The 23,266-nt window shown below is 50.8% G+C and carries 15 protein-coding genes and 1 riboswitch; of the genes, 9 read left to right on the top strand and 6 right to left on the bottom strand.

Translation table 11 applies throughout. The features are described 5' to 3' along the window. Position 1: 1 nt before the first annotated feature. From L6468_RS04675 to L6468_RS04650, 6 genes are all read left to right on the top strand, one after another. Positions 2-2,731: a TonB-dependent receptor gene (locus L6468_RS04675; protein WP_237795799.1), complete on the top strand. Its 2,730-nt coding sequence runs from the start codon at positions 2-4 to the stop codon at positions 2,729-2,731. A 23-nt stretch (positions 2,732-2,754) separates the two neighbouring features. After that, a complete protein-coding gene (locus tag L6468_RS04670; protein ID WP_237795797.1) occupies positions 2,755-3,978 on the top strand; it encodes a DUF4876 domain-containing protein in 1,224 nt (407 codons plus the stop codon). Continuing rightward, positions 3,971-5,530: a DUF6850 family outer membrane beta-barrel protein gene (locus L6468_RS04665; protein ID WP_237795794.1), complete on the top strand. Its 1,560-nt coding sequence runs from the start codon at positions 3,971-3,973 to the stop codon at positions 5,528-5,530. Before L6468_RS04670 ends, L6468_RS04665 begins: the two co-directional genes overlap by 8 nt. Positions 5,531-5,541: 11 nt before the next feature. After that, complete coding sequence (locus L6468_RS04660; RefSeq protein ID WP_237795792.1) at positions 5,542-8,034, top strand: glycoside hydrolase family 127 protein; 2,493 nt, start codon at positions 5,542-5,544, stop codon at positions 8,032-8,034. 132 nt (positions 8,035-8,166) lie between these two features. Continuing rightward, positions 8,167-8,273: riboswitch (SAM-I-IV-variant riboswitch) on the top strand. After that, positions 8,274-8,531: a hypothetical protein gene (locus L6468_RS04655; RefSeq protein WP_237795791.1), complete on the top strand. Its 258-nt coding sequence runs from the start codon at positions 8,274-8,276 to the stop codon at positions 8,529-8,531. Between the two features lie 1,121 nt (positions 8,532-9,652). Beyond that, positions 9,653-9,964, top strand: coding sequence for a LytR/AlgR family response regulator transcription factor (locus tag L6468_RS04650; RefSeq protein ID WP_237795789.1), 312 nt, complete (start codon positions 9,653-9,655; stop codon positions 9,962-9,964). Between the two features lie 239 nt (positions 9,965-10,203). Here the strand turns inward: L6468_RS04650 and L6468_RS04645 are convergent, their stop codons facing one another. From L6468_RS04645 to L6468_RS04625, 5 genes are read right to left on the bottom strand one after another with little or no spacing between them, the layout of a single operon-like run. Beyond that, positions 10,204-11,466: a fimbrillin family protein gene (locus L6468_RS04645; protein ID WP_237795787.1), complete on the bottom strand. Its 1,263-nt coding sequence runs from the start codon at positions 11,464-11,466 to the stop codon at positions 10,204-10,206. A gap of 37 nt (positions 11,467-11,503) precedes the next feature. After that, positions 11,504-12,529 carry a fimbrillin family protein gene (locus L6468_RS04640; protein ID WP_237795786.1) on the bottom strand — a complete coding sequence of 342 codons (1,026 nt, stop codon included), beginning with the start codon at positions 12,527-12,529 and terminating at the stop codon, positions 11,504-11,506. 42 nt (positions 12,530-12,571) lie between these two features. Beyond that, positions 12,572-13,465 carry a fimbrillin family protein gene (locus L6468_RS04635; RefSeq protein WP_237795784.1) on the bottom strand — a complete coding sequence of 298 codons (894 nt, stop codon included), beginning with the start codon at positions 13,463-13,465 and terminating at the stop codon, positions 12,572-12,574. Between the two features lie 33 nt (positions 13,466-13,498). After that, positions 13,499-14,437 carry a FimB/Mfa2 family fimbrial subunit gene (locus tag L6468_RS04630; protein ID WP_237795782.1) on the bottom strand — a complete coding sequence of 313 codons (939 nt, stop codon included), beginning with the start codon at positions 14,435-14,437 and terminating at the stop codon, positions 13,499-13,501. Between the two features lie 9 nt (positions 14,438-14,446). Continuing rightward, positions 14,447-15,655, bottom strand: coding sequence for an OmpA family protein (locus L6468_RS04625; RefSeq protein WP_237795775.1), 1,209 nt, complete (start codon positions 15,653-15,655; stop codon positions 14,447-14,449). A 1,864-nt stretch (positions 15,656-17,519) separates the two neighbouring features. Here L6468_RS04625 and L6468_RS04620 point away from each other — a divergent pair. The 3 genes from L6468_RS04620 (at position 17,520) to L6468_RS04610 (ending at position 21,250) form a co-directional block, all read left to right on the top strand. Beyond that, the gene (locus L6468_RS04620) at positions 17,520-17,954 is read left to right on the top strand and encodes an NUDIX domain-containing protein (RefSeq protein ID WP_237795773.1); all 435 of its coding nucleotides are present in this window, start codon (positions 17,520-17,522) and stop codon (positions 17,952-17,954) included. 278 nt (positions 17,955-18,232) lie between these two features. Further along, positions 18,233-21,067: a choice-of-anchor J domain-containing protein gene (locus tag L6468_RS04615; protein WP_237795771.1), complete on the top strand. Its 2,835-nt coding sequence runs from the start codon at positions 18,233-18,235 to the stop codon at positions 21,065-21,067. A gap of 9 nt (positions 21,068-21,076) precedes the next feature. After that, entirely contained in the window at positions 21,077-21,250 is a 174-nt protein-coding gene (locus tag L6468_RS04610; RefSeq protein WP_237795769.1) for a hypothetical protein, read from the top strand. Between the two features lie 137 nt (positions 21,251-21,387). On the opposite strand, the gene L6468_RS04605 is transcribed toward L6468_RS04610, so the two are convergent. Then, complete coding sequence (locus tag L6468_RS04605) at positions 21,388-23,037, bottom strand: carbohydrate-binding domain-containing protein (protein WP_237795767.1); 1,650 nt, start codon at positions 23,035-23,037, stop codon at positions 21,388-21,390. Positions 23,038-23,266 lie beyond the last annotated feature (229 nt).

Here is a 23,266-nt window from a genome sequence, read left to right as displayed (position 1 = left end):
TATGCACAGAAGTCACAAACAGTCCCTAGTCCTGGCAATTGCCCTCCTTTTCTCTGCTATATCATTTGCTCAGAAAGGCGGACACACGCTGAATGTCACGGTCACTGAGAAAGGCACCCGCGATGCCATCATCATGGCCACCATGCAACTGCAGCCCATCGGGGCAATGGCCGTGACCGATGTTAATGGTAAGGCTACCATCAACAACATCCCGTCAGGTGAGTACACCCTGCAAATCAGTTATGTAGGTTTCGAACCAGTCAACACACGTGTAAAAATCAGCAAGGACCTGCAGATGCAGTTCCAGATGACACCCTCCTCCCTGTCGCTGCGTGAGGTGCAGGTAGTGGCGCGTCAACGTGAGAGTGGAGCCTCAACGGCCAATGTCATCGGTCGTCAGGCTATCGATCACCTGCAGGCCACGTCACTGGCTGATGTGATGCAACTGATTCCAGGACAGCTGATGGACCGTCCTGACCTCACTGCCAAACAGGGACTGCAACTGCGCACACTTCAGAATAACTCCACCATGGCCTTCGGTACCAGCATCGTTGTGGATGGTGTACCGATGTCCAATAATGGTGAGATAGGCCAGGGTGCCTTCTCTGGCACCGCCTTTGCCGGTTCTGATATGCGTCAGATTTCAGCCGATAACATTGAGGAGGTAGAGGTAATCCGTGGTATTCCCTCAGCCGAATACGGCGACCTGACCAGCGGACTCGTGGTGGTTCATTCCAAGGTTGGTGCCACGCCATGGCAGGTAAAAGCCAAGATTAATCCGGGCCTTCAGAACTATAGCGTAGGCAAGGGTTTCTCTCTTGACAAGGCAGGCATCATCAATGCCAGTTTCGACTATGCCAAGGCATGGGGCGACCCACGTCAGAAGACACGCTCTTTCGACCGTTACACCGCTAATATCGGATGGGGCTATGACATCACTCCCCGCTGGCATGCTGACACCAAACTGCGTTTCATGCAGGCCAAGGACTGGACTGGTCAGGACCCCGATGCCATTCAGGACGGTACTGAGAACAAGTCAAAGACTACCACCATTGGACTTAACCATAACGGACGTATCCGTATGGACCTGCCGTTGATGCGCTCTTTGAAATATACGCTTGGTGTCACCATGACGCAGACCGACACCCGCAACACCAGTTTTGTATCCGTCAGCAGTGGTTTGCTACCCATACTCACGGCTCGCGAGACTGGTTACTACTCAGTTCCATGGGTTACTTCATCCTATCTGGCAACGGGTATCACTGAGAGTCGTCCGGGAAATATCTTCTTTAAGATGACCGATGATTTCTTCTGGCGCAGTGGAAAGACCGTTCAGAGTTTCAAGGTGGGCGTTGACTATCACTACGACTGGAACACAGGCCGCGGCTATTACAATGCCGACGAGAGTCTGCCCTACCGTCCCAACAGCAATGGTCGTCCCCGAGCCTTCGATGACATCCCCGGCCTGCATCAGTTGTCAGCCTTTGTTGAAGACCAGTTCACCTATAATATAAATAAGGTAAACCGCCTGCGCATCAACTTCGGTCTGCGCTTCACGTCAATGCAGCCCTTCAGCGATGTGGCTACCACCGCCCTCTCGCCCCGTCTGAATGCTGCGTTCACCGTGACAAAATGGCTCGACATCCGCGGTGGTATCGGCCTCAACTCCAAGACGCCCGGACTGATGCACCTCTATCCCGACAAGAAATATATCGATGACCTCGTTGGCAATTTCACCATGGCAGCCACACCGGCTTACTACACGCATACCGAAGTCTATGACGTACAGCGCTCCAAGGGACTGAAGAACGCCACGACGACAAAGGTAGAAGTGGGTGCCGACATCAAACTGCCCGGCAACCGCAAGCTGAGCATCCTGGCTTACGAGGATCGTACGCCTAATGGTTTTGAGGCAGCCGCCGACTATTTCACCTATACCTACAATCTCTTCGACGATACCCATATGCCAACAATCGGAAGCGATGGTCAGCCTGATTTCTCTACTGGCTATGCCTATCAGTTCACCTGCTTCGCCACGACCGGTCAGTTGGCTAATACCGATAAGACCATCAACCGCGGTGTGGAGTACGACTTCGACCTTGGAGAGATCAAACCGCTGAAGACAAACCTCTATTTCAGTGGTGCATGGAACGAGACCAAGACCGACTGGAGCACACGCATGAACACTATGTCCGTGCCTGCTGCGCTGCTCACGGGTACAAAGTACGCCGGCCGTAACATTTCACCCGTACGTATAGTCTATCCTTCCGGTCTCGACTATACCCGCCTGCGCCGCTTTGTCACCACGTTGCGTGCCGTCACCCATATCCCACAACTAAATATGGTGGCTTCGTTCACGGCACAGGCTATCTGGCACAACTCTACATGGAGCTACACTGCCGACAAGAATCCTATCGGATGGATCAGCAGCGACCTTGTCTATCATGACATCAACTCTGCCGACTATATCACCTTCGACGGCGGGCAGATTGCCACCAACGATGAGAAGCTGCAGTTGAAATACTCAGACAACGAACCTACGGAGTCGCCTACCACCTGGAACCTCTCGGCCCGTCTGACAAAAGAAATCAGTAAGACGGGAACCCTCTCACTCTATGTGGACAACTGCCTGTTCTACGAGCCCTATCTGAAAGGCAATAAGACATCTACACTCTCACAACGCAACACAGGAAAGTTTGCTTTCGGTGCTGAACTCTCACTGAAATTCTAATTATTCAGAACTGGAGAATGACTATGACAAAAAGACTTCATACGATATTAGTCGCTTGCGGACTGTTTGCTCTCACTTCGTGTGTAGACTATAGCGATGCTACCAGCGAAACATCCGCACGCGTCCAAATCCTGATGCCAAAGGAATTCATTGGCACCTCTACCCTTGCAGGCCATGAGGTTATACTGCAGCAAGGCAGCACGCGTCTCTCTGCCACAACCGATGCCAATGGCGTGGCTACGTTCAATGGCATTATCCCTGATGTCTATGACATCTCGTGCTCATGGGAAATTACAGAGGCTGAGTATCATCAGGCTACAGGCAGCAATCAATCCGTGAGTGGTTGTACTGTCTCTGGCTCGCAAAACTCCCTCCTCATCAAGGAAGAGCAGACCATCACCCTCTCTACGCAGTTGAGCATCAATCAGGACATCATCATTGGCAAGATTTACTATGCTGGCTCTAAAGACAACAACAATCGCAACTACATGGCTGGCAGATTCATTGAGATTTATAATCAAAGTAACAAGGAGATTGATGTGGCAGGCTTTTACATCGGTCTGGTAGAGGCCGAGAGCACGCAGGCTTACACCTTGCAGAACCTGCATGATGCCTATGCCGACTCCGTGGTACTGCTGAAGCAGATCTTCCGCATCCCTGCCACAACCAGCCATAAGGTTGCCGCTGGCGGCAGTGTACTGATTGTAAACAGTGCCATAGACCATACCGCCAACAACACATCAATGGAATACGACCTTTCCGGTGCTGACTTCGAGGCTAAGGACTATAGCAGCAATCCCGTACAGAATAATCCTGCCACACCGGCATTGGAACTTATCTATACGATGTATCCCTCTATCTCCAACATGAATTTGGTACAGAGCGGCCCCTGTGGTGTCGTCATTTTCCGTACCGACGAGGATCCGGCTTCTTTGCCTACGACCTATCCTTACGGCAAGACCAGCGGCAACCAATGGAAACTGCTACCGAAACGTATGATTCTCGATGCAGTGGAAGTGCTTTCCAATAAAAACACCGGTGTTGACGTCGCCACCAAGCGTCTCTATGACGACTTGGATGCCGGCTACACCTATATCAATTCTACCTCTGGTCGTAATGGCGAGGTGGTCTATCGCAAGACCAGCAAGCATGCCACTGATGGTCATGCCGTCCTGATGGACACCAACAACTCCAGCAACGACTTCAAAGTATCTACCACTATCAAGCCCCGCGAATACGATGAATAAGATATTTTCTATAGTTTCACTTGCATCACTAGTCTCACTAGTTTCGATAGAAGCCTCTGCTCAGGAGAGCGAGTATCGCTATGATGATGCCATGCAGCTGTGGCACCAAACCGATAATGCTGCCGGTCTGGGACTTGATAATAGTCGTGACCGTGGTTATGCAGAATTCAATCTGGAGCACCGCAGCGGCGACTATAGCAGGGTGCAGGAAGGTGACCAGCACAACCAACTGAAGTTCACCACCGAACGCTTTCAGCAAATCAGCATGCTGTTCGTAGGCTATGGCAAGTTCCAGTTTGACATGGACCACGCCAAGCACCGCGCCTGGTGCGACGTGATGCGCCCCTACAACAGTAACCCGTTTTTCTCTGGCAGCAGTATCAGTGGCAGTTACGACACGCAGAACTTCGATTGCACGGCCGCTATCAGCACCATCCCCATCCCCCTGTCGGGCGAATCGATGGATCGCGAGATGGCTTTCGGTATCAAGTTAGACTATAAAGTGGGCGACCTCAGTCGTCTGCGCGACCCGCGTTCACGCTCTGAGCTGCTCGACTATAAGCTCACCCCTGCCGCCACCTTCACCTTCGGCTATCACACCCTTGGCGTCAGTGGCTATTACAACCGCCGCAAGGAGAAAATACCCAATATCACCACGGTGCAGACCGATCCCAACCTCATGTATTACACCATGAGTGGCATGGAGAATGCCAACGGAATCGTGGGAGGCTATAGCGGCTTCACACGTGAGTGGGTGAATCATCAGTTTGGTGCCGAGCTCAACTATGGTTATCAGCACGACGGTCTCAATAGCCTTACCTCCGTCAGCATCAGTCGTGGCACAGAGGATGCCTGGGGACAGTACAAATACGAACCGGGCCAGTACACCTCTTATATATATAAGGTGGCATCCCATAACCGCATCAAGAGCGGTGACCTACTCCATCACCTCGACCTCGATATGGACTTCACCCAGGGCTATGCCGATGAATACCGTCAGCAGCTCATTCAGGAGCGCGATGCCGAAAAAGGCTATACCAGCTATCGCTACGAGACGCAGATAGAATATAGGAAGCGTTATCAAGTGAAGACAGCCAATGCTTCATTCCATTATCGCTTTTCCGTAACCGATGGCACCGCCATCAATAGCTACGCCGGTCTTCGCTTCTCTATGCAGCATACCAGCAACAAGCACCTGCTGCCCCTCTCTGATTTCCAGTACGACCACTTCAACGTACAGGTTGAGGCCGGTAAGGCATTCTTCAACAAGCAACTGTGGATTGACCTCTCAGGTACCTATCATTTCGCCAAGAACGTAGAACTGAACCTGGCCGATGCCACGACGTCCTATGCGCAGAATGTATGGCTGGCAGACATGGACTACTACCACGCTAATTACTGGCAGGGTCATGCAGAGGTGAAATACAATTTCCCTCTGACCATCAAACATACACCATCGCAGTGGTATGTCAAGGCCTATGGCGACTACCTCCGCACCAACAATCATCTGGATCAGAAGATGGTTGGACTCTCAATTGGCATTTTCAACTAACCCTTATCATAATGAAAACCAAACTATTCTTTTGTGGACTGATGACGCTGGCAACCATGCAACAGGCCAACGCACAGTCAGAACTTTATCCCAAGCATTTCGACTTGGAAGAAGTAACACTTCTCGACGGACCTATGAAGACAGCCATGGATTTGAATATCCAGATGCTGTTGCAGTATGACGTCGACCGTTTGCTCACACCTTATGTCCGTCAGTCAGGACTGGCCGACACGCAGGATGCCACCAGCCCTTACTACCAGTGGCTCACCAAGCACCCCAACTTCAAGAACTGGGGTGGCGATGCCGGCTTCGACCTCAGCGGTCATGTTGGCGGTCACTATCTGTCGGCACTGGCGTTGGCCTATGCTGCCTGCCATGATGCCCAGATGCAGAAGGTGCTGAAGGAGCGTATGGACTATATGCTCAAAGTCATGAAGGACTGTCAGGACCAGTACGACAACAACAAGGATGGTCTCTATGGCTTCATCGGCGGACAGCCTATCAACGACTCTTGGAAGGCGCTCTATCAGGGCGACCTCTCTAAGATTCAGAAGAACTGGGGCTGGGTGCCTTTCTATTGTCAGCATAAGATCCTGGCTGGTCTGCGCGATGCCTATCTCTATGGCAACAGCAAAGAGGCAAAGGAGATGTTCCGCAAGCTCAGCGATTGGAGTGCCAACCTCATTGCCAAGGTCGACGATCAGGCTTTCGAGGGTTTCCTCAACTGCGAGCATGGCGGCATGAACGAGTCTCTGCTCGATGCCTATCAGCTCTTTGGCGATGCCAAGTATCTGGCTGCTGCCAAGAAATACACTCATAAAGGTATGCTCAACGGCATGCAGACACTCAACCCCGCGTTCCTGGATGGCAAGCATGCCAACACCCAGGTGCCTAAGTTCATCGGTATGGAGCGTATTGGCGAGATGGATGGCGCTGCTGCCAACTACATCACTGCAGCAGAGAATTTCTGGAAGGATGTGGCCACCAACCGCACGGTGTGCATTGGCGGTAACTCGGTGAACGAGCACTTCCTTGCCGCTGCCAACGGCAACCGCTACATCGACCAGCCCGACGGTCCCGAGTCATGTAACACCAACAACATGATGAAGTTCTCCGAGATGCTCTTCGACCGCACCAGCGATGCCAAGTATGTGGACTTCTTCGAGCAGGCTATGTGGAACCATATCCTCTCTACACAGGATCCCAAGACGGGTGGCTATGTCTATTTCACCACCCTGCGTCCACAGGGCTATCGCATCTACTCTGAGCCCAACAAGGGCATGTGGTGCTGCGTGGGCACAGGTATGGAGAACCATTCAAAATATGGTCACTTCATCTATACCCACGATGGTAAGAAGACACTCTTCGTGAACCTCTTCACCCCATCCAAGCTGGTCAGCAAGAACTTCGTCGTCACTCAGGAGACGCAGTTCCCCTTCAGCAACACCACCACCCTCACCATTGGCAAGAGTGGCCGCTATACCCTTGCCCTCCGTCATCCCGCATGGGCAGCCAAAGGCTTCGCCGTTGCAGTCAATGGTGCTCCCATCGACGCTACCGCCCAAACGGGCGAAGCCTCTTATGTCAACATCGACCGCAAGTGGAAGAAGGGCGACAAGGTCACCATCACCCTGCCCATGGAACTGCGCTTTGAGGAGTGTCCCAACTACTCTGACTATATCGCCTTCAAGTATGGACCTATCCTCTTGGGTGCCAACACCACCAATGGCAGCGAGCAACTGCGCAATGTCTATGGCGGCGAGGGCCGTATGGACCACTCACCCGGCGTTATGGGAAGTCAGAAGAACCTGATGTCGGCACCTCTTATCCTGGGCACCCGCTCTGACGTATTGGGTCGCATCAAGACACAGGATTCGTCAAAACTCAAATTCACTATTGACGTGTCACGTCCTGGCGTAGATACCTATAAGTGGACTACCCTCACCCTGCAGCCCTTCTATCAGATTCATCACGACCGCTATATGTGCTACTGGTATCAGCAGACACCAGAGAACTTCGCCAAGAGTGATATGGCTCAGAGCGAGGCAGCCATCGAGGCACTGAAGAACCGCACCATCGACTTCGTGGCTCCCGGTGAGCAGCAGAGCGAGGCCGGCCATGAGTACAACTACAGCAGCGACTCTGGCAAGGGCAGTTACAATGGCGAGAGCTATCGTGATGCCAAAGCAGGCGGTTACGTAGAGTTTGCACTGTTCAACAAGGATGCCGTCACCGACAGCCTGTCTGTCATGTGCCGCTTCACCACAGACGACCGCGGACGTACAGCCACGCTCACCCTCGATGGCACCAAACTGGCCGATATCACCATCCCCGGCAGGGTAAGAAACAGCGAGAATGGTTTCTATAACATAGAATTCCCCATCCCTGCCGAACTGATGAAGGACAGCAAAGGCAAGATAAAGACCAGCTATAAGGTGCGCCTCTCTGCAACCGGCACCACCCCCAACCCAGGTCTTTACTACCTACGACTGGTAAAGAAATAAAAGATAAAATTGTCATAATCACGAGGCGTTATAAGTTATAACGCCTCGTTTTTTCGTTATTACAATTCTTGCCAATTCAAGGAAAATCGAATTTTCTTTTGGTTTTCTGCTCACTAATTTGTACCTTTGCACCCGAAACATCAAGAGCAGTCATCTTCGGATGGACTCGCCAACCGAGCATTGGAAGCCACGGTGGTCAGTACGATGTGGTAGTATTAACTTCAAAAACATTCCAAATTATGCAACAACACATTTATTACATTCGCTATGCCCTGCAATTCGCAGACATGCAAATTCCCGAATTAATAACAGTATTCAATCGCCAGGTCGGCAATCGAGGCTGGACCAGTATGCGTGCCTATCACGACCTGGCCCTCATCGACGAGTTCCAACGTCGAGGCATTGACATCTCCCTGATTAGCGATGGCAAGTCGATTTCATTTGCCCATCCTGTCAGATATGATTTAATCGCCAACCGACTGACCTTCATTGACTGAAGCCCCCTCTCCATAAAAGTACTCCACCCTTGCCGTCTGCTCTTGGCAAGGGTGGAGTTTAATTCTTATCTTATTTAAGTTTCGCTTGTAGAGAAACGACGAGTTGCTTATCGAGAAACAACCTTTCTCGATACTGTTTTTAACGCACAATTGTTTTTGTGTGCAACACCCACCCCAAGAATAGAAATATAGTCTGAAAAGCCTTTAAATACAATATATTCAGCAGGGGTTAGTGTTGTGTCAACACTCCCCCTGACACTAACCCCAACAGTACCCCCTACACTCCCCCTTGAGACTCTTGGCTTTAATTGATAGTGCAGAATTTTCTTTACACTATACGGAAGCAATTTTGCTACCATTAAATGTAGTAATTGCGCCCTCACTAGGAAAAAATATTTTCTTAGGCAGAGCGCAATTTTTTCTTGGTTAAGGAGTAAATAGCCAAGATTAATGGACCTGGAATTTATTTGACACGTGCCGTTAGATTTGATCTTCCCTGATATCCCTAGGGTTGGGTGTCGGGTGGAGTGTTGGGTTGGGTGTTGGGGTTAGTGTTAAGGCAACACTCCACCCAGCGCATTCCCCAGTATTTAAAGGCTTTTCAGGAGATTTCTATGCTCTTGGGTTGGGTGTTGAAGAAGTATCGTCATACTCCATGCTCTTTGAAAGGTAAAGGCATATAAGAAGCAAGCCGTAATTTTACTCCATGCGAGATTACGGCTCGCTTTGGACGAGGTTACGTCTCTTTGATCCGACGCTATACAAAATGACTTACTAATTCAATTATTTGGAATGCAACATAGAAGACTATGAAAGAGACATTATTAGGCAATTCATGATTGACATCAATCCTTCCTGTCACGTAATACCCCCAAAATCTTCACTCGAGTGAATTCATCGAATTAGCTAGCTGAAATCATGAAATCACTCGAGTCAATTCATGAATTCAGCTATATATAGTAAGATTACCTGCTTTTTGTGCTATTTTTCTACCAAGATTCTTGCTCCCTGTTTCTTTTATCCAAAGAATTTGCCGTCGCCCTCGCCTAGAAACTCTTCGGCTGTATAGTCCACTTCGCCCAAGCCTGCAAAGTCCGTATGTAGTAAGGGACGGCTTCTTCGTGAAGACTGATGAGAAGTGGGAGAAGGTGAGGTATGACGAGATTATGTGGGTGAGAGCCTTCGAGAATGGGAGTGTCGTGTTCCTGACCGACGGGAAGAGCCTGATGGTGAATCATCGGCTGTGGCGGATTGAAGAGATGTTGCAGGAGCACAAGAACTTCGTGCGTATCAACAGGTCAGAGATTGTTAATCTGGATGCTGTTGACGGCTTTGAAGGTAACTGCTACTACATCGGCAAGAATCCGCTCTATGCCACTGGCGACTATCGTCAGGGCATGGAAGGTGTCTTCGTCAAGGCAAAGCAGCAATGACGTAAAGATACGGAAAAGCCGCCCGGGAGCCTTCTCATGAGGACTCTCGGGCGGCTTGGTCGTGCTTGCTATGGTCACGGGGTGTGAGGGTTACTCCCACATCACGCTGTGACTATGTCCTTACCGTCTGACCAGTCTGTGCCGTCGGACGGTATTGTGCCCAGCAAGAATTGGTGTCACTGGTTCAAAGAACGATATCGTTTACCTCACGCGGGGTACAGACCCCGAGCGGGGAGCGTTCAGTTCGCCGGCTCAATGGTGAACACAAACTTGGTATTTTGACCCGGAAGACTACTCATACCCATAATATCGCCGCTGAACGATACGCTGGAGGCAGGAGTGCCCGTCCAGGTGCCGCTTTGTCCACTGCCAGACCAGCCTGTGCCTGATGCGTCCCAATCCCCTGTAGTCACTTCAATCTTGGTGAAGTTGCCGAGGGTGGTGGTAAATGTTCCGCCCTGCATGAAATTCTTTTCCCCGAAGTCTATATAGCCGGCAGTTATAGTGACACCGTCCTTGGTGAAAGATTTTCCACTGCCGGTTATATCATCTTTGTTCCACGTTACGGTGATGGGGACGGCGGCCGCCTGCTCCTGTGCCTGTCCGCCTGCGAGTGTCTCGCCGGTGGTCCAGTCCTGTACGGTGACGCTTGCCACCTCAATTCTGTTCTTACCCACTACGAGGTTGAAGGTGTAGCTGTTGCCTGCCTCCAGTTCGGGGATGCCCTTCACGAGGAGGGTGCTGCCTTCGCCGTCGGTCAGCTGGATGAAGCGGGCGCCGCTGTCACCATAGCCAGGCACTACGAGGGCGGTGAAGGTGGAGTTCTGACTCCAGCCCCACCCATCGTTGCTGCCCTGTGCGTATGGCTGGATTTCAGTGCTGCTGCCCGTGGGATTGCCGTCGGCAATGCCGCTGGCTTCGCTGTAGATGCGGACGTTGTCGACGGTCTTCTGGTCGTCACGGTACTGGCTGCCGAAGCCGCTGATGCGTACGATGACGCGGGCCATCTTGCGCTCCAACTGCATCTGGATGTCGCTGCCGCCCTCGGGACGGGAGATCAACTGCTGGCGGGTCATGTAGTCGGCGAGGGCAATTTTCTCCACGCTACTCTGGTCAGTGGGCACGGTGAAGGTGGTCATCGACGTGCCGGTGGTTGCAGGATAGTAAGCCGAGAAGGTGAGCGTTTTCTGTGTCCAGAGGAGGAACTTGTTGGGCACTGCCTCAGTCCATGTCTGGTTCTCGGTTGACGTGCACTGGAAGAGGACGGCCTCCTGATCGTTGGTGCTGACGGCGATCTGGTCGCCCTGGTTGAACTGGCGCTGCGTGTCGTCGGTGGCGACGGCGTTGCTACGGGTGGTGCCCTGGAGCGAGCCTACAGAGAAATTAAGACTCACGGCATTGTCGGGACGGAAGCCTGTTGTGGCCTCGTCGTCGCTCTGGCAGCTGGCGAGGGTGCCCATGAGGGCGAGGGCTGCCATGGAAAGATATTTTGTTGCTTTCATATTCTTATGCTATTTTAGTGTTAATAAAGGTAGTTAATTACTCTGTGCCGAGGTTGTCGCCGGGCTGGTCTTCCCATGAGGTGACGGTGAAGGCGCGGGCATTGAGGGTCGTGGTGTCAAAACCTACGGTGAGGGGCAGCGTGTAGTGCTTGCCCTGCTCAAGGGTGATGGCCTCGGTGTTGGTCCATGAGAAGGAGCGCGTGCCAATCTTGAACGATACGGTCAGGGCGCCGGCGGCAATCTGCTGTGGAACTACGATGCTCTCGTAGGTGGCCGTGCTGTGCTGGTTCGTCTCGGTGGCTGCAGTGAAAGCGCTCTGGTTAGCGAGGATGTCGGCAGCAACGGGTGTAGCGGCAGCGGTCACGGTGCCGTAGTTCTCATTGACAGTCTCCATGGCCTTGAACTGGTAGCCGGCGTTGGTGCCGCTGATGGTGAACTCGGTAATGTCCGAGGCATTGTTCAGCTTCGGGTCATTCTTGTAGAACTCGTTGGCCAGGTCCAGCGTCACGTCGAGCTTCGAGAGGGCGTGGTAGAAGTTGATGACCAACTTGCCGTTCTGCATCAGCGTCTCCTCGATAGAGGGGTTGGCGATGGTCTTAGTCGGCATGGTCAGCAGGTCCTGCTGCTTCAGCTTGGCCTCGGTGCTCTGGTCGGCAGCCACGGTGAGGTTGGCACCGACGATGAATTCATAGTCGCTGAATGTCTTGCCCTGCTTGTAGGCGGCAGTCACGGTGATGCTCTGCTGGTCGTTCTGCCAGAGCATACGGTTTATGGGTGTCCACTCGCTGCCGTCGTACTGTACGGTGTTGAAGTAACTGTAGGTGGCCGATGTGGGGTTGACAATCTTCACCTGGAACTGCTGACCGTTCTGGTTCACGTCGCTGCCAGTGATGCTGGCGCGGGTGGTTACGGCCGTGGGGTCAACGAGGTTGGTGGTGAAGCGCATCACGCCGTCCTCGGGGAACTGCGACTTCTGCTGTACGGTCTCGATAGCGTCGTCGCTGGAGCATGCCGTCAGCGCCATGGCTGCTGCGGCTGCGAAGAAAATGTTTTTGAATCTCATAATACTTTAATTTGAGTTGATTATAAATAATGAAAGAAAATGTTACTGCAATGCCTGTCCGCCGCTGATGGTAGAGCCTTCGGTCCAGTCGTTGATGCTCACCTCGCCGAGCTCAATCTTGTTGCGGCCCACGATGAGGTTGACGATGGTATATTTGCCGGCCTCGAGGGGGATGTCCTCAGCGTGGGTATAGACGTAGGCCTGGCCACCGATGGTGAGCGTGACGGTGCGGAAGCCCGTCTGCGGAATCATCAGGCCGCTGAAACTGCGGGCATAGCCCTCGGCAGCGTCCTTGGCAGTGAGGGCGACAGCGTCCTGCTCACCGGCAGCGTAGGTCTTAGCCAGATAGTCGATGGTACAACTCTTGGCAGCTGTAGCCTCACAGGAAGCCACCTCGGGGGCAGCGTCCCACTGGCTGCGGAAGTTCATGTTCACGTAGAGCTTCGCCATGGCGTGGTCGAAGGTCAGCGAGACGGGGTTCTGCGTGGCAGTGAGTCCGCTCGTTTGGCGGGCCACGAGCAGGTCGCTCTGCTCATAGTCGGTATTGTCCACCGTGTAGGGGTCGGCAGTGAAGTCAGTGACCGTACGTGCCGGATAGATACCGAGGAAGTAGTGGGGTGTCACCATGTCGGCCCAGAGCATGGGCGTGGCGGGTGTCCACTTGCCATCGGTACCGAGGGTGTTCACAACGCCGTTGACCACCTTGTCGGCAGCAACAGCTGTGGCCGAGCCCGTCCAGGCGTAGATGCTAACACCATCGCCAGCGTCGAACACCGTGGTATTGCCCGTGGTCGTGGCGCGGGTCATAGCCCCGATGCTCGCCTCGATGGTGATGTTCTTGGCGGCTTGCTGCTCGGCAGAAGTCGCGTCATCGCTGCTGCACGCTGCGGTCAATAGGCCGAGGGCAGCCAGAGGGATGAATCTGAGTTTTTTCATCTTGTTGTTGTTTTTATTGTGATACATTGTTTATTATTTATTAGTGGGATTCAGGATTTCACCGCTGATGGTCCAGCCCTCCTGCCAGTCGCTGATGGTCATGGCCTCGAAGCGCATGTAGGGAGCCAGAGTGGCATAATTGAAGTCCATGGTGTAGTACATGCCAAGTTCCATGCGGGGGCAGTCGGCTGTACTGGTCAGCACGGTGCCGTCGGGGGCAGTGGTCGTAATGCGCAGCAGGGCGCGGCTCTCGCCGGCGGCGGTAGGCATGAGGTGCTTGCCGTCAAGGCAGTGCGTAGAGGCGTCTTCAGCTGTAGGCGTGAGGGTGCCGAAGTCGGCTGTGGTCTGCTTAGACATTGGCACACCATAGCGGCCGTTGGTATCCTGTTCGGTAAGCAGGACGCTCTCTGCCACACGCTCTACGGCAACAGCGACCTTGGTACCCGCAGGCACACCTGTCACGTTGACGGTGAGCGTGGGCAGCAGGCGCTGGAGTTTGAAGTCGGCCACGGTAATCTCGTCCTCGCGGATGGTGACGTGGGTCACGGCATACCATGACTGGCGGGGCGACGAGGCTGCATCTTTCAGCGAAACGACAGTGGGCGCGAGGAGGCTGCTGGAGCGAGTAAGGTTGGATGCGGTAGCATAACCGGAGGGATCGTCCATATCGGCAGTGACGAGGATGTCGTACTCGCCGGCGGGCAACTGCTGCAGCCAGTCGGCACTCTCCTCAACAGAGCCAAACTCACGGGTGCGGTTGCCTCCGTCTGAGCCTTGTATCCAGAAAGAGAGTGCATCGATGGATGTGATAGCAGGCTCATCGGCCTCGTCTTCCCAGAGGAGCTGCGGAGCCACATAGCCCACAGGCTGCCCCTCATTCTCATTGGGAATAAGCTCATGCTTGTCGTGATAGCAGGCGGAGAGCAGCATCATGGCAGCTGCCGCCATCAATGGAAATATCTTCTTATTCATACGCATCACTTATTTCTTGTCGTTAATAATCAGTTCCACGCGGCGGGCCTGCTTGCTGTCGGCAGCATCGCGGTCGATGCCACGGCCAACAACTGGCTTCAGACGGCTGGCATCAATACCACGGCGCACAAGCAGCGCCTTCACCGCATTGGCGCGACGCTTAGACAATCGGTCGTTGTAGGCGTTGCTGCCGATGTTGGAGGCGTGGCCGATGATGCTCAGCGTTACATCGGGTTGTGCCTTCATCATTTCTGACACAGTATCGAGCTTGTCAGCCTCTTGCTGTGTCAGGCGGCTGCTGTTGTTGGCGAAGTAGATGGCGGGGAGGTCAGCAGGAGCGGTTTCCACCACTTCGGGCTTCTTCTCCTCTACGGCAGCGGTCTCGACCACAGGCTGTTCTACTATGGGCTGCTCTACAGCGGGGTGTTCCTCTACCACTGGTTGTGGTGCGGGCTCAGCAACTATAGGAGCAGGCTCCTCAACAACAGGTGCGGGCTTCTTCTTTCCAAAATGGAAAGCCACCTTCAGGCCTGCCTCATAGATGAGGTTGCTCTTGTGGCAGTACTTGGGGATGTTGTCGAAGCGGTCGCCCGTCAGGCAGGTGATGCCGCCATAGAGTTGGAGGCCGACGTTACGGACCACGCGATAGCCCACGGCAGCCTGACCGCCCAGACCGAGGTGCCACTGGCGGTCGAACTCCTGTTCGTAGCCCGTGGCAAGATGCTTGGTGCGCGTGGTGACGGCTGATAGTTGCGGCGACAGCGTAACAGACCAGCGTGTCGTCGGCTTGGTCAGCAGCGACAGTACGTCGAAGTTGGCCTGCAGCCCGAAGCGCATCCAGCGGGTCTTGGCTTCGAGGTCACGATAGTAGTTGCCCTGCTTGCCGAGGACGGGGGCAAAGGTGAACTCACCGTCGGTAGCGAGCCAGAATGGATCGCAGTCGAGCGACGTCTGCTTCTGTCCGCCCATCGTGGCGAGGGCTTCAACTGATAACAAGCGGCTGAACTGATAGCCGCCGAAGACACCGAACTGAGCACCAACGTTGGTCTTGCTCTCGGTGATGCTGCGGAAGGTGGCCTGACCGAAGGAGGTGCCGCCGCTGAGCCCGGCATACCAGCCCCGCTTGTAGTCGCGGCTGTCACTCTGGGCAAACGCAGTCTGCACCCCTGTGGCCAGCATCGTCAGCAGCATGAGGATAGAAGTTGTTTTCTTCATCATAATAAAAAATGGATTAGATATAGACAAAAAACAATGAGGCTTCCCATTGCAGAAAGCATGGAAAGCTGCGAGTAAGCGAGCGCAATGCAAGCTCGCTTGAACATTGCCGAGCATGAGCAGCTTCGCCAAAGGCAAAGCCGTATATTTACACGCGCGGGGGCGTATGTTATTAGTGGTGGACTGGCAGTTAAGTACCTGAGAGAGAGAGAGAGAGAGAGAGAGAGAGAGAGAGAGAGTAGCAAAATTATTGGAATGGCCAAGGAAATCGGTCATTCTTTTCACTGCGTTGGCATTATTTAACTCTCTGCGAGATTTCTTCATTAGGCGGATAAAAATACTTAGGTAAAGATTATCTGCTGCAAAGATATAATTTTTTTTAAAAACAGCAAAATATTTACCTAACTATTTTTAAACTGATTACAAAACTATTCAGGAGGTATTCAAAGTACAGAGGGGACGGGTGAGTGTCTCGCTCCGATGGAAGATGGCCGATGGCTGATGTCTGAGGGCTGATTAACCTAGAAACAAAAACGATATTACTGACTTGCAATCCGTCTTCTATAGGATAGTAAAAAATGCTTTTGCCTGCTCTTAGGCAGCAATCACTCTGCTCCTAGGCAGCAATCACTCTGCTCCTAGGCTGCTCCGTGGTGCACTCAAGAGCGAGGCTAGAGTATGGCTGATAGCCGAGATCTTTATTCCAAAATACTTTTGTACCTATATAGACAGAATCAAAGAAACATGGATTATAGATTGGGCTGACGGGAGGATCTGAGTCACTCAATGATATGAAGTTGGCAGGGGACTGGTACTGCCATCCTAAAATGGGATACAATAAAAGCTGGCCACACGTGACCAGCTCTGTATCTGAGTGAAAGAAATCAAGCGGCCGCTCGAACTTGTTCGCTTGCTACCAAAGGGACGCAAGAAGGTCGAATTGCTCATCATCTCTGTGTTTCCACAGCCATGCCACCGTTCCGCACATCGTGGCTCTACCTGATTTCTCCTTTCACGTTGCAAAGATAGAAAGTATTTTCGTTAATTCCAAATATTTGAGAGGAAATCTTCCTAAATCTCATTTTTTTTCTTGTACTATTTGACAAGATTACTTTTTTTACTACCTTAAGTACAGAGGGGACGGGTGAGTGTCTCGCTCCGATGGAATAGGTACAGAGGGGACGGGTGAGTGTCTCGCTCCGATGGAAGATGGCCGATGGCTGATGTCTGATGTCTGAGGGCTGATTAACCTAGAAACAAAAACGATATTACTGACTTGCAATCCGTCTTCTATAGGATAGTAAAAAATGTTTTAGCCTGCTCTTAGGCGGCTATCACTCTGCTCCTAGGCAGCAATCACTCTGCTCCTAGGCTGCTCCGTGGAGCACTCACGAAGCAGGCTAGAGTATGGCTGATAGCCGAGATCTTTATTCCAAAATACTTTTGTACCTATATAGACAGAATCAAAGAAACATGGATTATAGATTGGGCTGACGGGAGGATCTGAGTCACTCAATGATATGAAGTTGGCAGGGGACTGGTACTGCCATCCTAAAATGGGATACAATAAAAGCTGGCCACACGTGACCAGCTCTGTATCTGAGTGAAAGAAATCAAGCGGCCGCTCGAACTTGTTCGCTTGCTACCAAAGGGACGCAAGAAGGTCGAATTGCTCATCATCACGCAGATGCCACCGTTCCGCACATCGTGGCTCTACTTGGCTTCTCCTTTCACGTTGCAAAGATAGAAAGTATCATTGACAACGCAAAAGAAAAGCACTAAATAGTAGTCATCTTTCTTATATTTTCACTATCTTTGCATCGTTATTTTTATATTTTGCTATCGCCATCACATAAGAAAATAAGCAATGGAATATACATACAAATACCCAAGACCTGCAGTAACAGCTGACTGCGTGGTCATTACAAAGGAGGCGGAACCGAAGGTGCTGCTTATTCAGCGTAGCGCAGATCCATATAAGGGATGCTGGGCTTTTCCTGGCGGGTTCATGAATATGGACGAGACCACGGAGCAATGTGCTATCCGTGAACTGGAGGAAGAGACTGGCCTGAAGTTGGGCACTGTTCGGCAGATAGGTGCGTACTCCAAGGTGGACCGCGATCCACGAGGAAGGACTATCACTGTGGCTTACCTCGCCATCATTGATAAGCCTGCGCAAGTCACTGGTCAGGATGATGCTGCAAAGGCCGAATGGTTCCCCTTATCAGCTTTGCCTGAACTAGCCTTCGATCATGTAGATATCATGGCAGACGCCATCAACTTATTTCACGTTCAGAAATAACTTAAATAAAATATTTTCCAAGTTGATTGCAACCAGGAAACAAATTGGGAAATACTCAATATTCTCCTGCGTACACACGCACATACATGTACGCACGAAGGGTTTTATAAAAACAAGTGTATTGAAGTGTATGTGTATTGATTCCTACGATGGAAAGATTGACCTAAACAAGAAAATGCATGCATCGATACGTATTTTTTTCTTGTTGAGAGAACAATATATCAATAAATAATTGTATCTTTGCGGCGCAAATAAACCTCATTAAAAATCAAATATCGATGACAAAATTAAAACTTAACCTGATGATTATGCTCATGCTATACCTTTTCACTGGCAGCATGAGGGCAGAGAAAAATGTAACGGTCTATGAAGGAACCGATACTCAAGGAATGATTCCCGTCGCTGGTGGCATGTTTAATTATTATAACAAAAGTCAGTATGTGATTCCTGCTGCACAGCTGACAGACATGCTTGGTAGTAACATTTACGCTCTCGCATATCATCTCACCACCGACAACGACAACGAGATGATGGAGGGTAGCGTCAACGTGTATATCAAGGAGGTTGGCTACACCACTATCAGCAGTTTTGAACCGGTTGTCGATCAGGATTTGTACTACCAAGGCCAACTGACACTCTCGAAAGTGGGCAACGAGAGAATGATACTCATGGCACTCAAGACACCCTATTTCTATAAGGGTGGCAACCTGCTCATAGACTTTGAAAACCCAGAAAAGGGAGAAAAGATATCAAAGAAGTTCTATGGCAAAAAAGTCGAGGGCGCTTCTATCGCGGTGTTTGATGCTGATAAAAGTAAACTGGAGAGTAGAACACCCAACCAATATAACTTCATCCCCACGACCACATTCATGTACTATCCATGTCCCGTCATCACAGGCGTTAACACGACGCCCACCTCGGCCACTATCAACTGGACTGGCGAGAACAACAGCTATCGGTTGCGCTATAGCGAGATATCATTCTTCGACGATTTTGAGAATGGACTCGATGGCTGGACAGTGGCGCGCAATGGCCAGGGAACAAACGACACTGACTGGCAGATAATCCAAAATAATGATAATAATGCTTCTTATGAAGGAGACTATGGCGTCATTGTTTACAGCTATCGTAACAAGACGTCCTATAATGTTGACAACTGGCTGATTACACCACAGGTCAAATTAGGCGGTCAACTGAAATACTGGGTGCGTGTCGGCGATTCCAGATTTCCTGAGCACTATAAAATTTACGTCTCGACCACCGAAAAAGATACGACGGCATTCCATTTACTTGCCGAGCCAGGCGATGCCAGCGGCGAATGGACAGAGGTAACCGTTGACTTGAGTGCATACGAAGGCCAGATGGGTTATATCGCCTTCCGCGATCAAAGTAATGACCAGTATAATATGCTTATCGACAACGTCGGTATCTATCCCAACAATCCGGAATGGACTGTTGTAGAAGACGCCACAAGTCCATACACCATCGGCAACCTGAATGTAGATCATTCTTATTTAGTTAAGATAAGCGGCCTCTCTGCCCAAAATGAAGAGGTGTCCTGGGCACAGGTTTCAGTGTTCACCGAAGCTAACCCAACACCCTATGATATCAACGTCAACAGGGGCAAGGACGGGGCTACCATCTCATGGACGGGCTTCAGCGACTCCTATCAGTTTGTGTACAGAAAGTCAGACCACAGTACCTCCTTGTCGCAGAACTTTGAAAATGGATATAAAGGATGGAAGCGTCACGACTGTATCGACGGATCACAAGGCAAGAGTGGTTCTGTTGTGAGCAAGGATGGTAACGCGGGCTTCGCCTTCTTGTCGGACCAGGTACATCATCCACAGTATCTCATCTCGCCCCAATTGGCAAAGACCATCGATGGCACCCAGTTGTCGTTCTACTACAAGAACTACCACACAGAATATCCCGAGTCATTCATGGTGGGCTACAGTTCTACGACAGACGATATAGACGCCTTTACTTTCAGTAATGAAGTGACTGGTATTAAGGACAACCAATGGACGCAATACAAGGAAGACATCCCTGAGGGAACCAAGTATGTCTGCATCAAATATACATCTGACGACATGTACTACCTCTTCGTAGACTGCATCGAAATCAACAAACCGCAGACCGCTACAAACTGGACAGCCATCGGTGACATCTTCTCACCATCGATAACCCTCAACAATCTGGATAGCGACACGCAATACGAATTCACGTTAAGGGGGCTCAAGGATAGCAGACATAGTGTTACAAACCTGATAGCTATCCAGGCATTCACCACACAGGCAGCACTGCAGCTTGCCAACAACGACGCGGAACTGGTGAAAAAGAATATCGACATTCTTGAAGAGAACTGGCACAAAATGGCTGAGGTGCAACTCACTGACCGTACACTGCTCAAGGATGGTTACTGGAACACCCTGTGCCTACCCTTCTCGCTGACAGCCGAACAAATTGCCGCCAGCAGTCTGGCAGGTGCTACCATCAAGGCATTTAACAATAGCGCTGATGGTACCTCACTATCGGCAGATGGCACACTGACAATGAAATTTAATACGGTCACAGACATCGAGGCTGGTGTGCCCTACCTCATCAGGTGGAACAAGGCAGATGGCTATGACCAGGCGGATGTAAACACACGCGACATTAAAGATCCTGTATTCACAGGTGTTACCATCACCAGCACAGAGCCAACACCTATCGTGAGCGAAGACCAGCAGGTAAGCTTCGTTGGACAGTACGCGCCCTTCGAGATTGTAGCAAGTGGAGCGACAGGCGACAATCAAGGCAATAAGAACGAGATTATACTGATGTCATCGGGTAACAAGATAGGTTACTCGAAAAACGCACGCACCACTGACAATGGCAAGGCGCTGAAATGTTTCCGTAGTCACTTCAAGGTAGCTACCGAGAATGGTCAGCAGGCGCGCAACTTCGTGCTCGATTTCGATGAAGGCTATGAGACAACAGGTATCCTAGTGGTAGAAGAAGATATAAAACAACAGGAGGAGAATTTGTACACAATCGACGGTCGTAAACTCGACAAAATGCCCACGAAGAAAGGACTATATATTTCTAATGGTAAGAAATTCACTAAATAACAAGGAATAATGATGAAAAAGATATATACAAAACCTGATGTACAGGCAATTGAAGTCATGCACCATAATTGCCTGTTAACAGGCAGCGGGGAAAGCGTGAAAAGTGTTGTGACCCCAGATGATGAAGAAATGGATTTTGTACCCGTTAAAGAGGGTATTGAAGACGATGAAGAGGATGTGTAAACAGAAACCATAGGTTAAGGCATCGTAAACTATAGACTTTGAGGTCCTAAACCATAGGTTTACACATCGTAAACCATAGGTTTAGGACCTCAAAGTCACTAAGATAGGACCTCAAAATCAGTGTTTATTTTTCTGGGTCAATGCCAGCCTCCTGGACCACTGTTCATACCGTTGCCACCGCTATACGAAGAGAGGCTGATATTGGTACCTCCACTGACGGTGCCATCGATGATCCCCAGGCCACCGAAGTAGGACGTACCATCGCTGACACTGACTCCCGACAGGAGCGTAGGCTGTGAGGCACCACTAACAACCAGACCTGAGCCACCACTTGAAGGGGTCTTAAATGAGAAGGTGCTACTACCTACCGTCAGTGCATACCATGTGCTGGCGCTCCACGATGAGGCCTGATAGCACGACTGTGACAAACTGCTGCCGTTTTCTACTCCACCTACGGCAACGATAGTACCACCAGTTACATAGAGTTTGTAACCGCCCTCGGTATTGGCATCGATAGCCACCTCTGGTGTGCCTGAACAGATGGCGAAGATAGTACCGCCCTTGATATAGCAGTTGCCGTTGGCATCCAGTCCGTCGTTATGCTGTCCCTGGGCATAGACATAACCACCGGTGATGGTCATATTACTCTTTGAATTGATGGCATCGTCATAGGCGTACGAGGCTACCTCGCCACCGGTGATAGTCATTTGCTTCTTCGTCTCAATACCTTCACCGTTGTAGCCACTGGTACGTACCCAGATACGCCCACCACTGATGTTGATATTACCATCAACCTTGATTCCCTTAGGCGATGAGGAGTCGTTATTGATTTTGTATTGTCCGCCGGTGGTAACCACATAGACACTACCGCCATTGAAGTTGGCTTCCATATCCACATTGATGCCTTTACCACCCGAGCCAGTACTCTTCAACCATAGCTCGCCACCATTAACAGTCAGTGTTGAGTCGGTCTTGATGCATGCCGCACCCTTAACAGACTTATCTGTTGTATCATAAGCACCGTTACCAGTAGTCAATACTGTAGTGCGTCCACCGTTGATAATGATATGACTCTCGCTGTTGATGCCCTTAGCTGCAGCTGCCGATACCTCAACATTGAGGACTCCACCATTAATGAAGATACCATCATTTGCCTTAACTCCATGATTTTCGGTAGCTTTTACATAAATATTACAGCCTTTACTAAAAGTAATATAGTCGGCTGAATGGATACCGTTATTCGTATTGCCAGTGACGCTCAGGGAGCCACTGCCATTGAAAAGCAGTTTACCCTTACAGTAGAGCGTACCTTTCTGCGAGCCCCCCACTCCATCGGTCAACGTATTGGTAGTGCCATCGGCCAGGATAACAAACGCGCGTTTATTGCTCAACAGGTTCAATGCTGCTGAGTCGGGATTGGTAATGGATACACCGTTGAGCTTCACGGCATATTTCTTCTCACCAAGGATGGTCAGTGAACCGTTGGTAGTCGAGCCACTCACTACGTAGCATACTTTCTTCTCAGAGCCGTGGTTGGCCGTCACATGGCTACCGTTGACAGTTATCTCCACACCATCAACTGTCTTCGAAACTGGATTAGACAAATCAATAGCCACCTCCGTCGAAAAATCATTATTCTCAAGCATATCCTCTTCGTCAGGATAATATGCCGTAGCGACATCGGTTGGTTCCGCTGTCGATTTATCTATAGCAACATCAAATGAAGCCAACTCACCCGTAGTAGCGGAATTACCACTACTGGTATTGGGAGTAACGTTATTATTCATCCAATTGTTGAAGTACTCTTCATACGGATCATCCTGAGTACAACTAGTCACTGATGCAGCAGATGCCATAAGCATCAAAAAAAACAGAAATTTGTTCATCTTATAAGTTTAGATATTTTTGATGAAGCAAAACTACACAAAGAAAACCGATTCGCCAAATATATTCAGCAAACCGGTTTTTATGTTCAGCGTAAGCAACTAACAATGCATATAAGGTTAGGATATACAA

Origin of the sequence: Prevotella communis, assembly GCF_022024115.1 — a bacterium.
Lineage (GTDB): Bacteria > Bacteroidota > Bacteroidia > Bacteroidales > Bacteroidaceae > Prevotella > Prevotella communis.
The sequence above is the reverse complement of the archived record's forward strand: the minus strand, read 5'-3'. Positions and strand labels throughout refer to the sequence as shown.

Excerpts from the sequence above, each read along its gene's own strand:
- L6468_RS04670 (WP_237795797.1), top strand. The coding sequence starts at position 2,755 with ATGACAAAAAGACTTCATACGATATTAGTCGCTTGCGGACTGTTTGCT.
- L6468_RS04675 (WP_237795799.1), top strand. The coding sequence starts at position 2 with ATGCACAGAAGTCACAAACAGTCCCTAGTCCTGGCAATTGCCCTCCTT.
- L6468_RS04610 (WP_237795769.1), top strand. The coding sequence starts at position 21,077 with ATGATGAAAAAGATATATACAAAACCTGATGTACAGGCAATTGAAGTC.
- L6468_RS04615 (WP_237795771.1), top strand. The coding sequence starts at position 18,233 with ATGACAAAATTAAAACTTAACCTGATGATTATGCTCATGCTATACCTT.
- L6468_RS04640 (WP_237795786.1), bottom strand. The coding sequence starts at position 12,529 with ATGAGATTCAAAAACATTTTCTTCGCAGCCGCAGCAGCCATGGCGCTG.
- L6468_RS04620 (WP_237795773.1), top strand. The coding sequence starts at position 17,520 with ATGGAATATACATACAAATACCCAAGACCTGCAGTAACAGCTGACTGC.
- L6468_RS04605 (WP_237795767.1), bottom strand. The coding sequence starts at position 23,037 with ATGAATAATAACGTTACTCCCAATACCAGTAGTGGTAATTCCGCTACT.
- L6468_RS04630 (WP_237795782.1), bottom strand. The coding sequence starts at position 14,437 with ATGAATAAGAAGATATTTCCATTGATGGCGGCAGCTGCCATGATGCTG.
- L6468_RS04655 (WP_237795791.1), top strand. The coding sequence starts at position 8,274 with ATGCAACAACACATTTATTACATTCGCTATGCCCTGCAATTCGCAGAC.
- L6468_RS04665 (WP_237795794.1), top strand. The coding sequence starts at position 3,971 with ATGAATAAGATATTTTCTATAGTTTCACTTGCATCACTAGTCTCACTA.
- L6468_RS04625 (WP_237795775.1), bottom strand. The coding sequence starts at position 15,655 with ATGATGAAGAAAACAACTTCTATCCTCATGCTGCTGACGATGCTGGCC.
- L6468_RS04660 (WP_237795792.1), top strand. The coding sequence starts at position 5,542 with ATGAAAACCAAACTATTCTTTTGTGGACTGATGACGCTGGCAACCATG.
- L6468_RS04645 (WP_237795787.1), bottom strand. The coding sequence starts at position 11,466 with ATGAAAGCAACAAAATATCTTTCCATGGCAGCCCTCGCCCTCATGGGC.
- L6468_RS04635 (WP_237795784.1), bottom strand. The coding sequence starts at position 13,465 with ATGAAAAAACTCAGATTCATCCCTCTGGCTGCCCTCGGCCTATTGACC.